Raw genomic sequence first — 13,501 nt, 5'->3', positions numbered from 1 at the left:
TTGGGCGAAAAAAATATCCTGCGCGTCCTCGGCTACCCTCGAAACCACCCGATGACAGGAGGGACCATGCCGACGTCCACCACCATGCAGGGATTGACGACCGGGCTGTGTTCGGATCACGCCCACTCCAGCGTCACTCCTCCCGCCTTCCTCTCCTCGAACTACTTCTACGACACCTTCGGGGAGCGCCCAACCTTCGACTACGGCCGCGGAGGCAACCCCACCCGAGCCCTGCTTGCCGACGCCCTCACGACCCTCGAGGCTGGCACGGGGGCGGTCGTCACCTCGTCGGGAATGTCGGCCATCATGGTCGTGCTGCAAGCCTTCGTGCCGATTGGCGGCCACGTCATCGCGCCGCACGATTGTTACGGCGGTACCTGGCGCATCCTCGACACCTGGGCCACCGCCGGACGTCTGACGGTCGACTGGGTCGACGAGACCGACCTTGACGCCCTGCGCACCGCCCTGGAATCCCCCACCGACCTACTCCTGGTGGAGACCCCGTCCAACCCACTGCTCCGCATCACCGACATCGCTGCCGCGGCTGAGCTGGCTCATTCCTCGAAGGGTGAGCGCACTGTCGTGGCCGTCGACAACACCTTCTGCTCGCCGATCCTGCAACAGCCGCTGAATCTCGGCGCAGACCTCGTCATCGCTTCCGATACCAAGTTCCTCAACGGCCACTCCGATGTCATCGGCGGCTCCGTCGTCGCCGCTGTCCCGGAGGATGTCGACCTGATGGCCTTCCACGCCAACATGCTAGGGGTGACGGCATCTCCGCTGGATTCCTGGCTGACGCTGCGTGGCCTGCGCACCCTCAGGGTGAGGATGAAGGCCCACTGCACCAACGCTGCCCGGATGGTCGAAATCCTCTCCTCCCACGCTGCCGTCGCGACGGTGCACTGGCCTGGACTGCCCGATCACCCCGGTCACGACCTGGCCGCTCGTCAGCAGAAGGACTTCGGATCCCTGCTCAGCTTTGAACTGGCCGGCGGGCTACCCGCTGTCGAGGCATTCATGACCGGAGTGGAAGGGTTCATCCTCGCCGAGTCCCTGGGAGGTGTGGAATCCCTGGTCTGCCATCCTGCGACGATGACCCATGCAGCCATGAGCCAGGAGGCCCGGGACGCCGCTGGGGTCAATGACTCCATGATCCGGATGAGTCCAGGAATCGACCCCGTCGATGACCTCGCCACCTGCCTGAACGAGGCTCTCGACCGAGCCGCTGCCGTCTGAGTCCTCGCGTACCCAATGACCTGCTGACTAGGACCCACGCCCATGAACAGGTCATTGGGGTGGCAGACTGTCCCCCGTGACCCGTTTCCTCAGCGCGAAGCCCGACTCCCGCCTGCTTCCGTTGCCGTGGAGCACACCGCTGGCACAGTGGCCGCAGGAGCTCCTGGTCGCGCTTCCCCGAGGCATCTCCCGCCACGTGGTGCGATTCATCACCGTTGGCGACGACGTCTACGCCGCAAAGGAGGTCGTCGAGCACCTGGCGATCCACGAGTACCGGCTGCTGCACGACCTCATGCGTCTGGACACCCCGTCCGTCGAGCCCATCGGAGTCATCACCGACCGTTACTCCACCGATGGGGAACCACTCGAACCGATCATCCTCACCCGCCACCTGCGGTTCTCACTGCCGTACCGGTCCCTGTTCCATTCCGGTGTGCGTCAGGAGACCGTCATGCGGCTGCTCGACGCCCTCGTCGTCCTGTTGGTACGGCTGCACCTGGTGGGGTTCCTCTGGGGAGACATCTCGCTGTCGAACGTGTTGTTCCGACGCGACGCCGAGGCCTTCGCGGCCTATCTGGTCGACGCCGAGACCGGCGAGCTCCATGACCGCCTCACCACCGGACAGCGGGAACACGATCTGCAGATCGCCCGCACCAACCTCTACGGCGAGTTCCTCGACCTGGAGGAGGGCGACATGCTCGACGCCGCCCTCGATCCGCTGGGCCTGGTGACGACGATTGAGGACCGGTACCACGAGCTGTGGAACGAGCTCACCGCTGCCGAGGAGTACGCCGGCAGTGACTACTCCCAGGTGGAGTCGCGGGTGCGTCGTCTCAATGCCCTGGGTTTCGACGTCGCCGAGCTAGACATCCAGACCTCGTCGGACGGTCAGCGGCTGCGCATCCAGCCCAAGGTCGTCGACGCCGGGCACCACCAGCGTCGTCTGCTGCGTCTGACTGGTCTGGACACCGAGGAGTTCCAGGCGCGACGTCTCCTCAACGACCTCGACACCTTCCGGGCCCGCAATGGCCTGCAGGGAGTTGACGAGGCGGTGGCTGCCCATCGCTGGCTCACCGAGTGCTTCGAGCCCGTCGTCCAGCAGATTCCCCCGGAACTGTCCCGCAAGCGCGAGCTCGCGCAGTTCTACCACGAGGTGCTCGACTACCGCTGGTACGAGTCCCAGCGCCAGCAGCGCGAGGTTCCGCACATCGAGGCGGCCCAGGGATATGTTCGCGACATCCTGGCCCAGCTTCCTGACGAGGCCATAAGTGCGGAATCGGTTGTCTCCGTCGACGAATCGCAACCACGCGGCGGTCACGAGCTGATCAATGTGTACGACCCGTCCCTGGGATATGTCGAGGACGAGGAGGATGACGCCCCCTATGACCCGTGGGAGGCCGATGCCGAATCCGTAGACGTGGAATCGGCATCTCGTCTCGACATCGACGCCTTGCGCGCCCGCGGGAAGGGCTAGGAAAACCTCGTCACTCCGAGGACTTCGGCGGTATCGGCACCGTGAACGACCCACCCTTGGAAGATCCACCGCTGAACGATCCCCACTGTGTGGGAGCTGCTGCCACCGAAGGGCCGGCCTCAGGCTGGGTCCTGGGCTCCTCAGCGTCCTTGTTAGGACGCGATCCGGGGACGACCGGCTTGATGGATTCACCCATCGCGGCCTCCAGGGCCCGGGAGATGGGGCTGGACGACGGCTTGTGCTTGCGAATCTCGGCCATGCGGCCATGGTAGGCGATGTGTCGGGGTCCCCCGGTAGCCTTGAGGCGTGACGTTCAAGCTCTACAACACCGCTACCCATGGCATCGAGACCTTCGAACCCCTGCACGAGGGTCAGGTGTCGATCTACCACTGTGGCATGACGGTGCAGTCCAGTCCGCACCTGGGCCACATCCGCAAGGAGGTCGTCTTCGACGTCCTGCGGCGCTGGTTGGAGTGTTCTGGCTACCAGGTGACAGTCGTCGCCAACGTCACCGATATTGACGACAAGATCCTCGCCAAGTCCGCTGCTGCCGGCGTGCCCTGGTGGGCCCACGCCTACCACTACGAGAACGAGCTGCACGCGGCCTACAAGGCTCTGGGATGTCGTCCACCATCCTACGAGCCGCGCGCCACCGGCCACATCCCGGAGATGATCGAGCTCATCAGAAACCTCATCGAGAAGGGCCACGCCTACCCCGCCCCGGACGGCTCCGGTGACGTCTACTTCGACGTCCGGTCCTGGCCGCGATACGGGGAGCTGTCCGGGATGCGCGTCGACGAGATGGCCCCGGCCGAGGACTCCGACCCGCGTGGCAAGCGTGACCCACGCGACTTCGCGCTGTGGAAGGGGCACAAGGATGATGAACCGGAGACGGCATCCTGGGCCTCCCCCTGGGGACGTGGTCGCCCCGGTTGGCACCTGGAGTGCTCGGCCATGTCCGGGAAGTACCTGGGTGATGCCTTCGACATCCATGGCGGCGGCATCGATCTGCGATTCCCCCACCACGAGAACGAGTTGGCGCAGTCGGCGGCCGCCGGACGTGCGTTTGCCCATTACTGGATGCACAACGCCTGGGTGACGATGTCCGGGGAGAAGATGAGCAAGTCCCTGGGCAATACCGCCCAGGTAACCGAGGTCACCAAGGCCTACAGCCCACGAGCCGTCAGGTACTTCCTGCTCGCCCCCCACTACCGCTCCATGATCGAGTTCAGCCCATCCGACGAGGACACTAAGGGATCCCTCGACGAGGCCACCAAGGCCATCGAGCGCATTGATTCCTTCCTGGATCGCGCCCGCGACCTCGTCGGCGAGGAGGCCGCGCCGTCGAAGGATCTGCCGGCGGCCTTCGTCACGGCGATGGACGATGACTTGGGAACCCCGCAAGCGGTTGCGGCCCTGTTCAGCGAGATCACCGAGGGCAACAAGTCCGTCTCTGCCCACGACGTCGACGCCACCCGCGAGCACATGGCTCGGGTACGTGCCATGCTCGCGGTCTTCGGGCTCGATCCGCAGGCCCCGGAATGGGCGGATACCGCCGGAAACGAGGCCCGTCTCGAACCAGTCGTCGACGGCTTGGTCCAGGCCATGCTTGATCAGCGTGCCGAGGCCCGTTCCCGCAAGGACTGGGCGACTGCCGACGCGATTCGTGACACCTTGACCAACCTCGGACTGACGATCGAGGACACCCCCACCGGCGCCCACTGGTCGCTGAGCTGACGAGGAGACCGACATGGCAGGAAATTCCAAGCGCCGCGGCGCAGGACACAAGGGCAAAAGTTCCGCTTCCGGATCCGGTGGCCGGGGTCGCAGGGGCCTCAAGGGCCGCGGACCCACCCCCAAGGCCGAGGATCGCACTTACCACAAGGCGTACAAGGCCAAGCAGGAGAAGCTGGCTCGCGGCGGCAACCGCAAGCCAGCAGAGAAGCAGGCCAAGGGTGCCGGCCCGGAGTGGGTGATCGGTCGTAACCCGGTGCTGGAGGCCCTGCACGCCGGTCTTCCGGTGCGCACCGCCTACGTCGCGGAAGGAGCCGAGCACGACTCCCGGCTGCGAGAGATCCTCTCCTTCGCCGCTGACAACGGCATCGTGTTGATGCAGGCCACTCGTGGTGAGCTCGACCGCATGACGGGTGGGTCCAATCACCAGGGTGTGGCCCTGCGCCTTCCCGAGTACGAGTACGCCACGGTCGACGACATCATCGATGCCGGCGCCCAGGCCTATCGCGGCGGTCTCGTCGTGGCACTGGACAAGATCACCGATCCACGCAACCTGGGAGCGATCATCCGCTCGGCTGCCGCTTTCGGCGCCCAGGGCGTGCTCATCCCGTCTCGCCGCTCGGCCTCGATGACCGCTGCGGCGTGGAAGACCTCCGCCGGGGCTGCCGCACGCATCCCGGTGGCGATGGCGTCGAACCTCAACCAGGCCCTCGGCAAGTTCGCCGAGGCCGGCTGGATGATCGTCGGGCTGGCTGGCGAGGCCGACTCCGACATCGCTGCCGCTCCCGGTCTGGATGGTCCACTGGTGCTCGTTGTCGGTTCCGAAGGTGAGGGCTTGGCCCGTCTCACCCGGCAGTCCTGTGACGTGCTGGCGTCGATCCCGATCAGTAGTGACGTCGAGTCCCTCAACGCCTCGGTGGCAGCATCGATCGCGCTGTACGAGGCGTCAAGGGTACGCGGGAGTGCGTCAGAGAGCTGAAGGAGCCAGACGCCATTCCACGGGAAACCGTGGCAAGTCCTCGAGACATCGATGCTTCAGGGATAGCTAACTGACAAACCCCCAACGTCGGAGATCACAAGTGAGCAACGAAGCACTCGACAAAGTCCTGGCGAATCTCGTCATCCCGGTGGTCGTCATCCATGACGCCGCCACCACCCCGGCCGTCACCGACGGTCTCGTCGACGGCGGGCTCCCCGTCGCCGAGGTGACCTTCCGCACCGACGCCGCACCCGCCTCCATCGAGTCGATGGCCGAGGACGGGCGCGTCATGGTCGGAGCCGGAACCGTTATCAATGCCCGTCAGGTCGACGAGGCGGTGAGCGCGGGAGCGACCTTCGCCGTCTCTCCCGGCCTGTCCCGTGAGGTCGTCGACCGCTGCCGACACCATGACATCCCGATCCTGCCGGGAGTCATCACCCCCCACTGAGATCATGGCCGGTGTCGACATGGGGCTGGACACCTTCAAGTTCTTCCCGGCCGGAAACTACGGCGGTGCCGCCACGATTTCTTCCCTGGGCGGCCCCTTCCCGAACCTACGTTTTGTCCCCACTGGCGGAGTCAAGCCGCACAACCTGGCGGACTTCCTCTCCCGCCCCAACATCCCTGCGGTCGGTGGCACCTGGCTCACCCCGGCCGACGCCGTCGCCGCCAGGGACAGTCAAACCATCGCCAACTTGGCACGCGAGGCCGCCCGCAGTGCCCACAGCATCCTCGAGGAGCAGTCATGAGCATCACACTTCGTTCCGCAGACCAGTGCCGTTACGACATCGTCTCTCTCGGCGAGGTGATGCTCCGCCTCGATCCGGGTGAGCGTCGCATCCGCACCGCCACGTCCTTCGATGTCTGGGAGGGCGGCGGCGAGTACAACGTCGGCCGTGGCCTGTCCCGGGTCTTCGGCAAGCGTGCCGCCGTCATCACCGGTCTCGTCGACGACCCGGTCGGCCACCTCGTTGGCGACCGCATCACCGCCGGCGGAGTCGACGACCAGTTCATCACTTGGGTGCCTTCCGACGGAGTCGGTCGCACGGTGCACACCGGGCTCAACTTCACCGAGCGTGGCTTCGGTGTTCGCGGGGCCGTCGGCGTCTCGGACCGCGGCCACACCGCTGCCAGCCAGCTGCGCGCCGAGGACATCGACCTCGACCGCCTCTTCGGGGAATTGGGAGTGCGCTGGCTGCACACCGGCGGCATCTACACCGCCCTGTCGGAGACCAGCGCCCAGACTGCCAAGGCCGTCATGGAGGCCGCCCACGCAAACGGGACGATCATCTCCTACGACCTCAACTACCGACCCAGCCTGTGGAAGTCGATCGGCGGTCAGGAGGAGGCCCGCCGCGTCAATCGCGAGCTGGCCAGCCTGGTCGACGTCATGATCGGCAACGAGGAGGACTTCACGGCCTGCCTCGGCTTCGAGGTCGAGGGGAACGACGAGAACCTCTCCAACCTCGATGTCGATTCCTACGCCAACATGATCGACAAGGTGGTCGAGGAGTTCCCGAACATCTCCGTCGTCGCCACCACTTTGCGCCAGGTGTGCACTGCCAGCCGCAACGACTGGTCGGCCATCGAGTGGTCGAAGGACACCGGCCTGGTGCGCTCGGTCGAACGTCCCGACTTGGAGATTCTCGACCGCGTTGGCGGCGGCGACTCCTTCGCTGCTGGCCTGGTGGCCGGAATCATGGAGACTGGAGACCTGCAGAAGGCCGTCGAATGGGGGGCTGCCCACGGCGCTCTGGCCATGACCACCCCTGGCGACACCTCCATGGCCACCCGCTCCGAGGTGGAGAATCTCGCTGCCGGAGGTTCTGCCCGAGTGAAGCGCTGACTGGCACCGGACTCATATCGGACGGCGAGCCCGAAGGGCTCGCCGTTCTTTTTGGCCCCCAGCCACGAGCAGGTCCTGGGACGGGTAGATTCGTGCTCACCATCCCGTCATGACAGGAGCCATCCGTGAGTGAGCCTAGTGCCGTCGATCCCACAGCCCGCGACATCGCCGAGAAGCTGGCCCCGGCCTACCGCACCATGCTCGACGCGATCGCACAAGTTGAGCCCCGGATTGCGGAGGCCACCCGAGCCGAACTGACCGACCAGCGTCATTCCCTCAAGCTCATCGCCTCCGAGAACTACGCATCCCTGCCAGTCCTTGCGACCATGGGTACCTGGTTCTCCGACAAGTACGCCGAGGGCACCGCCGGTCACCGCTTCTACGCCGGCTGCCAGAACGTCGACACCGTTGAGGCGATTGCTGCCGAGCATGCCTGCACCCTCTTCGGCGCTGAGCATGCCTACGTGCAGCCGCACTCCGGTATTGACGCCAACCTCACTGCCTACTGGACGATCCTCGCCCATCACGTCGAGACCCCGGCCCTTGAGGAGTTCGGAGCGCGCACCGTCAACGACCTCACCCAGGCCGACTGGGACACCCTGCGCCACCGCTTCAACGACCAGCGCGCCATCGGCATGAGCCTGGACACCGGCGGCCACCTCACCCACGGTTTCCGTCCGAACATCTCGGGCAAGATGTTCGACCAGCGCTCCTACGGAACGGACCCGCAGACCGGTCTGCTCGATTACGACAAGGTCGCCGAGCTGGCCCGCGAGTTCAAGCCCCTCGTCGTCGTCGCCGGGTACTCCGCCTACCCTCGCCGGGTGAACTTCGCGAAGATGCGCGAGATCGCCGACGAGGTCGGAGCCGTCCTCATGGTCGACATGGCTCACTTCGCCGGCCTGGTGGCCGGCAGGGTCTTCACCGGTGACGAGGACCCGGTCCCCCACGCCCAAGTGGTGACGACGACGACTCACAAGTCCTTGCGCGGCCCGCGTGGCGGCATGGTGCTGACGACCAAGGAGTATGCCGCCGACGTCGATCGTGGCTGCCCGATGGTCCTCGGCGGCCCGCTCTCCCACGTCATGGCAGCCAAGGCCGTCGCCCTGGCCGAGGCTCGCACCCAGGCATTCCGCGACTACGCCCAACGTGTCGCCGACAATGCCAAGGCACTGGCTGAGGGACTCATGAAGCGCGGCGTCAAACTCGTCACCGACGGCACTGACAACCACATCAACCTGCTCGACGTCACCACGAGCTTCGGACTGACCGGTCGGCAGGCCGAAGCTGCCCTGCTGGATTCCGGCGTCGTGACCAACCGCAACTCCATCCCGGCCGACCCGAATGGCGCCTGGTACACCTCGGGCGTGCGCATCGGCACCCCGGCCCTGACCTCGCGTGGGTTCGGGGCCGATGAATTCGATCAGGTTGCTGAGCTCATCGTCACCGCTCTGAAGGCCACCACCCCGGTGACGGCTTCCAGTGGCAAGCCGGGCAAGGCCAAGTACCGGATCGCCGACGGCGTGGCCCAGAAGGTCCATGATGCCGCCGACGAACTGCTCGGGAACTTCCCGCTCTATCCGGGGCTGGATCTGGCCTGAGGGTTTTGACGTCCTCTCACCGGGGTTTTGGGCAGAATTTTCCCCCAACGGAGTTGTCACACAATGTGATACCGATCTTTCGACGGCCCGTGTTCCACGAGAAGAACACGGGCCGTCGAGTTCTTGTCGATGCCTTCTGATGGAGCAAAAGACATCAGGACACTGGGTTCGTCGGAGATTGAAAGGACTCTCCGAAACTGCCCCCGTGTGGACCCATCCCCGGAGGACCGGGAGTACCTCTGAGGCGGGGTCTTACCACACGGTTACGTTGACTATTCCACCGCCCCATGCCTTTCTGACCCGTTGTGGAGCCACTTCTCCCCAGATGATGAGTCGCCCCGTCCCGGCGTTAACATTCCCGTACCGGACCAGACGGTCCCGTCGCGAGGAGGTTCTTTATGCAGGAAGGTGATCCCAGCGCCAAGCCAACCGGCACCACCGTTGACATGGGTGACGCTGGCTACGACAAGGCCCTGAGGAACAGGCACCTGCAGATGATCGCCATCGGCGGTTCCATCGGCACCGGACTCTTCCTGGGAGCAGGCGGACGTCTGGCTCAGGGAGGTCCTGGGCTGGCCCTCAGCTACGCTGTCTGCGGCATATTCGCCTTCCTCATGGTTCGAGCATTGGGTGAGATGGCTATTCGGCGTCCATCCTCGGGCGCCTTCGTCTCATACGCCCGTGAATTCATGGGCGAGAAGGGCGCTTACGTCACGGGATGGTTCTTCTTCCTCAATTGGTCGGTCACCGTCATGGCAGACATCACCGCGGTGGCCTTGTACCTTCACTACTGGGAAGCGCTACGGCCTGTTCCACAATGGGTTCTCGCGCTCATCACACTGGCGGTGGTATTCACCCTGAACATGCTCAGCGTCAAAATGTTCGGCGAGGCGGAATTCTGGTTTGCCGCCATCAAGGTGACGGCCATCGTCCTGTTCATGATCGCGGCGATCTGGGCCGTCGTCACCGAAGCGCCGGTCGACCACGACACTGCAGGATTCCACAACATCTCCAGCCATGGCGGGTTCTTCCCCGGAGGCATGACGCCAGTCGTCGCCCTGACCCTTGGCGTGATCTTTGCTTTCGGCGGCACGGAGATGGTCGGCGTCGCCGCCGGCGAGACGAAGGACGCCGAAATAATCTTGCCCAAGGCGATCAACTCGATGATCTTGCGAATCTTCGTCTTCTACGTCGGCTCGGTCGTCCTCATGGCCCTCGTCCTCCCCTACACCGCCTACTCGGCCAATGAGTCACCGTTCGTGACGTTCTTCACCGGGATCGGTATTCCCCACGCCGGCGACGTCATTCAGATCATCGTGCTCACCGCGGCCCTGAGTTCGCTCAACGCTGGCCTCTACTCCACCGGACGCACGTTGCGGTCCCTCGCAATGGCTGGTGAGGCTCCGAAGATCGCCGCGAAACTCAACCGACATCAGGTTCCTGCTGGCGGGATCATCATTACGGCGTCGCTGGGTCTCATTGGCGTGGCTCTCAGCGCCTTCCTGCCTGAGAGCGCATTCGAAATCGTCATGAACCTGGCCGGCATCGGTATCGCCGGGACGTGGTGCATGGTGCTCCTCACCCATACCCGGTTCCTGCGCCTTGTCAAGAGGGGAGAAGAAGTGCGACCCGAGTACCACATGCCGGGTGCGCCAATGACGAATTACGTCTCCCTGGCCTTCCTCATCATCGTCGTCCTGTCGAATATAACGACGCAGTCGGGGCGCTGGACACTTCTTCTGTTTGCCCTCGTGGTGATGGCGATGGTCATAGGCTGGTATGCCGTGCGAGACAATGTTATGTCTGACAAGACCGTCAAGGACTCCCCAGAGGTTTGAGCCATGCGTACCCACATCCTCTACACCGGGGGGACTCTCGGCATGGTCCCCACCCCGGACGGACTGGCACCGGGGGCCGACCTGACGGGATGGCTCGATCAGCTGCTCTCGGGCACAGAACTCGCCGGAACGTTTGAGACCCTGAGCTTTGAGCATCTCATCGACTCAGCCAATGCGACTCCGGCCGACTGGGGTCGAATCGTTGACGATCTGTGGGCACATCGGGAAGAGGCCGACTCCTTCGTCGTCCTGCACGGCACCGACACCCTGGCCTACACCTCGGCCGCACTGTCCTATGCCCTCAGCAATTTCGGCAAGCCAGTCGTCGTCACCGGGGCGCAATACTCGCTGGGAGTCGTCGGGACCGATGCCGCCCCCAACGTCACGGGCGCGCTGAGAGCTGTCACCAGCGGCCGCCTGAGGAGCGTCGCGGTGTTCTTCGGGCACAAATTGCTGCGCGGAAATCGCGTGACCAAGTTGTCATCGTGGGCCTACAACGGATTCGACTCCCCCGCCGTCCCCCAGCTAGCACGCACCGGAGCACCGTGGCAATGGGTCGAGAACGACTCGACCGGCTGCGGCTGGCTGGATCCGATGCCGTACCGACGCCACGACGTCCTTGTCGTCGATCTCTCCCCGGGAATCAGCGCTGCACGCCTGCGCGCAGTCCTCGACCCATTGCCCGAGGCCGTCATCCTGCGGGCCTTCGGGGTCGGGAACATCCCCAGCGATGAGCCCGGCCTGGTCGACGTCATCCTTGACGTCATCTCCGCCGGCACCCCCGTCGTCGTCGCTTCCCAGTGCATGCAGGCCGACGTGTTGCTGGGTCGATACCAATCGAGTCATGCCCTCACCGAGGGAGGAGCCATCAGCGCCCACGACATGACCCTCGAAGCTCTCTATGCCAAACTCGTCTTCCTGCTGTCCCAGGGACTGTGTGGTAAGGAGTTGGGACGGTGGGTCGAGACGGACATCGCCGGGGAGATCAGTATGTGAACCGCACTTTCCCATCAACACCGGAGACGACTGCACGTTCGTCGCGAATTGATGTGAAATTTCACGCTGCGGCTGGCCAGTGCTCTCCCCCGTGAACAATGATGGATTCATCACAGGTGGTAGCGAAGGCATCGTTGCCCTCCACCACCACATTCCACAATGACTGACGAGGCGAACTCATCATCTACGCGAGGAGAGGTGTTGATGGTCATCAACAAGAAGGTTCTGGTCTGCTGCGGCACTGGCATCGCCACCTCCGTCCAGGTGGCCAACAAGTTGCAGCGGATGCTGCGTGATCGAGGCGTGGCCGCGACGATGAAGGAGTGCAAGACGGCCAACGTCCCGGCCCAGGTGGAGACCTTCCAGCCGGACGCCATCGTCGTCACCACTGCAATCAATCCCCCTGACGAGGGGGTCAAGGTGTACCGAGGCACCCCTCTGCTGACCGGGGTAGGTGCCGACGAACTCGCCGACCAGATCGCCGACGACCTCAAGGCGCTGAATGACTGAGCCACGTCTCATCATCGCGAACTTGGGCGTCGAGACGTCCCACGAACTGTTCGCCGCTATCAGTTCCCGGCTTGCCGATGAAGGGCTTGTGAAGGCGTCATTCCTGTCCGCGGCCGAGGCCCGGGAGGCCACTTATCCCACTGGGTTGGATTTCGGGCACATACAGGTCGCGATCCCCCACGTCGACCCGGACCATGTCGTCGCTCCCGGTCTCCTCCTGTGCCGCAACGCTCACAAGACCGTGTTCCACGCCATGGACGACCCCGAACGAGCGCTCGACGCCCGGCTGAGCATCTGGCCTCTGGTGACCGCCCCGCACAACCAGGTCCGGATGCTCGGCGCTGTGATCGACCTGCTGCAGGAACCGTCGTACTGCCAGCTCCTCCTGGACGGCGACGAGGCCGATGTCCGATCTGCTCTGCAGAAGGTGTTGGACTCCATCGAGCCAGCCGACTGACGCTACGTCACCGACGCGCACTATGGTGGAAACATGACTGCAAAGCTCATCCTGCTCCGCCACGGCGAGAGCGAGTGGAACTCCAAGAACCTCTTCACCGGCTGGGTGGACGTTGATCTCAATGAGAAGGGCGAGGGCGAGGCCCGCCACGCCGCTGACCTGCTCAAGAAGGAGAACCTCCTCCCCGACGTCGTCCACACCTCTCTTCTGCGTCGCGCCATCCACACCGCCTACCTGGCCCTGGACGGCTGTGATCGTCATTGGATCCCGGTGCGTCGCTCCTGGCGCCTCAACGAGCGTCACTACGGCGCTCTGCAGGGCCTGAACAAGGCCGAGACCAAGGAGAAGTACGGCAACGACCAGTTCATGGCCTGGCGCCGTTCCTACGACGTCCGTCCGCCGGACCTCGAGCACAATGGCGAGTACAGCCAGTTCAATGACCCGCGCTATGCCGACATCCCGGAGGCCGAGCGTCCCGTCGCCGAGTGCCTCAAGGACGTCGTGGCCCGCATGGTGCCGTACTTCACCTCCGACATCGCTGCCGACCTCAAGGCCGGTAAGACAGTGCTGGTGGCTGCCCACGGCAACTCCCTGCGCGCCCTCGTCAAGCACCTCGACGAGATCAGCGACGAGGACATCGCCGGACTCAACATTCCAACCGGTATCCCGCTGCTCTACGAGCTTGACGACAACCTCAAGCCCGTCACCAAGGGCGGCCGTTACCTCGACCCGGAGGCTGCTGCCGCCGGCGCCAAGGCCGTCGCCAACCAGGGAAACAAGTGAGTTCGTGACGGCATCCAAGTCCTGGAACCACATGGAGCGGCGCCCCG

12 protein-coding genes and 1 pseudogene are annotated in these 13,501 nt (G+C 64.5%); 12 read left to right on the top strand and 1 reads right to left on the bottom strand.

The window, feature by feature from the left end:
- Positions 1-66: 66 nt before the first annotated feature.
- Both ACP8LP_RS02070 and ACP8LP_RS02065 read left to right on the top strand, forming a co-directional pair.
- On the top strand, positions 67-1,236 hold the full coding sequence (locus tag ACP8LP_RS02070) for a trans-sulfuration enzyme family protein (protein ID WP_484483254.1): 1,170 nt from the start codon (positions 67-69) through the stop codon (positions 1,234-1,236).
- Positions 1,237-1,312: 76 nt separating this feature from the next.
- Entirely contained in the window at positions 1,313-2,710 is a 1,398-nt protein-coding gene (locus ACP8LP_RS02065) for a DUF4032 domain-containing protein (protein ID WP_484483253.1), read from the top strand.
- A 10-nt stretch (positions 2,711-2,720) separates the two neighbouring features.
- Here the strand turns inward: ACP8LP_RS02065 and ACP8LP_RS02060 are convergent, their stop codons facing one another.
- Positions 2,721-2,969 carry a hypothetical protein gene (locus tag ACP8LP_RS02060; RefSeq protein WP_016666996.1) on the bottom strand — a complete coding sequence of 83 codons (249 nt, stop codon included), beginning with the start codon at positions 2,967-2,969 and terminating at the stop codon, positions 2,721-2,723.
- A gap of 47 nt (positions 2,970-3,016) precedes the next feature.
- Between ACP8LP_RS02060 and cysS the strand changes: the two genes are divergently transcribed.
- The 10 genes and pseudogenes from cysS to ACP8LP_RS02010 all read left to right on the top strand — a co-directional run bounded on the left by cysS (position 3,017) and on the right by ACP8LP_RS02010 (position 13,454).
- Positions 3,017-4,447, top strand: coding sequence for a cysteine--tRNA ligase (cysS, locus tag ACP8LP_RS02055; RefSeq protein WP_484483252.1), 1,431 nt, complete (start codon positions 3,017-3,019; stop codon positions 4,445-4,447).
- Between the two features lie 13 nt (positions 4,448-4,460).
- Positions 4,461-5,423 carry a 23S rRNA (guanosine(2251)-2'-O)-methyltransferase RlmB gene (rlmB, locus tag ACP8LP_RS02050; RefSeq protein WP_016666994.1) on the top strand — a complete coding sequence of 321 codons (963 nt, stop codon included), beginning with the start codon at positions 4,461-4,463 and terminating at the stop codon, positions 5,421-5,423.
- 100 nt (positions 5,424-5,523) lie between these two features.
- Positions 5,524-6,172, top strand: a pseudogene (locus ACP8LP_RS02045) (bifunctional 4-hydroxy-2-oxoglutarate aldolase/2-dehydro-3-deoxy-phosphogluconate aldolase).
- A complete protein-coding gene (locus ACP8LP_RS02040) occupies positions 6,169-7,269 on the top strand; it encodes a sugar kinase (RefSeq protein WP_016666991.1) in 1,101 nt (366 codons plus the stop codon). Before ACP8LP_RS02045 ends, ACP8LP_RS02040 begins: the two are co-directional and overlap by 4 nt.
- Before the next feature lie 125 nt (positions 7,270-7,394).
- Positions 7,395-8,870: a glycine hydroxymethyltransferase gene (locus ACP8LP_RS02035; RefSeq protein WP_484483251.1), complete on the top strand. Its 1,476-nt coding sequence runs from the start codon at positions 7,395-7,397 to the stop codon at positions 8,868-8,870.
- A 398-nt stretch (positions 8,871-9,268) separates the two neighbouring features.
- A complete protein-coding gene (locus ACP8LP_RS02030; RefSeq protein WP_016666989.1) occupies positions 9,269-10,708 on the top strand; it encodes an amino acid permease in 1,440 nt (479 codons plus the stop codon).
- 3 nt (positions 10,709-10,711) lie between these two features.
- Positions 10,712-11,704, top strand: coding sequence for an asparaginase (locus ACP8LP_RS02025; protein WP_484483250.1), 993 nt, complete (start codon positions 10,712-10,714; stop codon positions 11,702-11,704).
- 204 nt (positions 11,705-11,908) lie between these two features.
- Positions 11,909-12,214: a PTS sugar transporter subunit IIB gene (locus ACP8LP_RS02020; RefSeq protein ID WP_015583254.1), complete on the top strand. Its 306-nt coding sequence runs from the start codon at positions 11,909-11,911 to the stop codon at positions 12,212-12,214.
- A complete protein-coding gene (locus tag ACP8LP_RS02015; protein WP_016666987.1) occupies positions 12,207-12,671 on the top strand; it encodes a PTS sugar transporter subunit IIA in 465 nt (154 codons plus the stop codon). The genes ACP8LP_RS02020 and ACP8LP_RS02015 overlap by 8 nt, the downstream gene beginning before the upstream one ends.
- Positions 12,672-12,704: 33 nt before the next feature.
- Positions 12,705-13,454, top strand: coding sequence for a phosphoglyceromutase (locus ACP8LP_RS02010; protein WP_334354761.1), 750 nt, complete (start codon positions 12,705-12,707; stop codon positions 13,452-13,454).
- Positions 13,455-13,501 lie beyond the last annotated feature (47 nt).

The organism is Cutibacterium sp. LaCa_89, assembly GCF_058177555.1.
Note: the sequence above shows the minus strand (reverse complement) of the source record. Positions and strands in the feature narration are given on the sequence as shown.

Coding starts and splice junctions, on each gene's coding strand:
- ACP8LP_RS02025 (WP_484483250.1), top strand. CDS start 10,712: ATGCGTACCCACATCCTCTACACCGGGGGGACTCTCGGCATGGTCCCC.
- ACP8LP_RS02010 (WP_334354761.1), top strand. CDS start 12,705: ATGACTGCAAAGCTCATCCTGCTCCGCCACGGCGAGAGCGAGTGGAAC.
- ACP8LP_RS02015 (WP_016666987.1), top strand. CDS start 12,207: ATGACTGAGCCACGTCTCATCATCGCGAACTTGGGCGTCGAGACGTCC.
- ACP8LP_RS02020 (WP_015583254.1), top strand. CDS start 11,909: ATGGTCATCAACAAGAAGGTTCTGGTCTGCTGCGGCACTGGCATCGCC.
- ACP8LP_RS02030 (WP_016666989.1), top strand. CDS start 9,269: ATGCAGGAAGGTGATCCCAGCGCCAAGCCAACCGGCACCACCGTTGAC.
- ACP8LP_RS02070 (WP_484483254.1), top strand. CDS start 67: ATGCCGACGTCCACCACCATGCAGGGATTGACGACCGGGCTGTGTTCG.
- ACP8LP_RS02060 (WP_016666996.1), bottom strand. CDS start 2,969: ATGGCCGAGATTCGCAAGCACAAGCCGTCGTCCAGCCCCATCTCCCGG.
- rlmB (WP_016666994.1), top strand. CDS start 4,461: ATGGCAGGAAATTCCAAGCGCCGCGGCGCAGGACACAAGGGCAAAAGT.
- ACP8LP_RS02040 (WP_016666991.1), top strand. CDS start 6,169: ATGAGCATCACACTTCGTTCCGCAGACCAGTGCCGTTACGACATCGTC.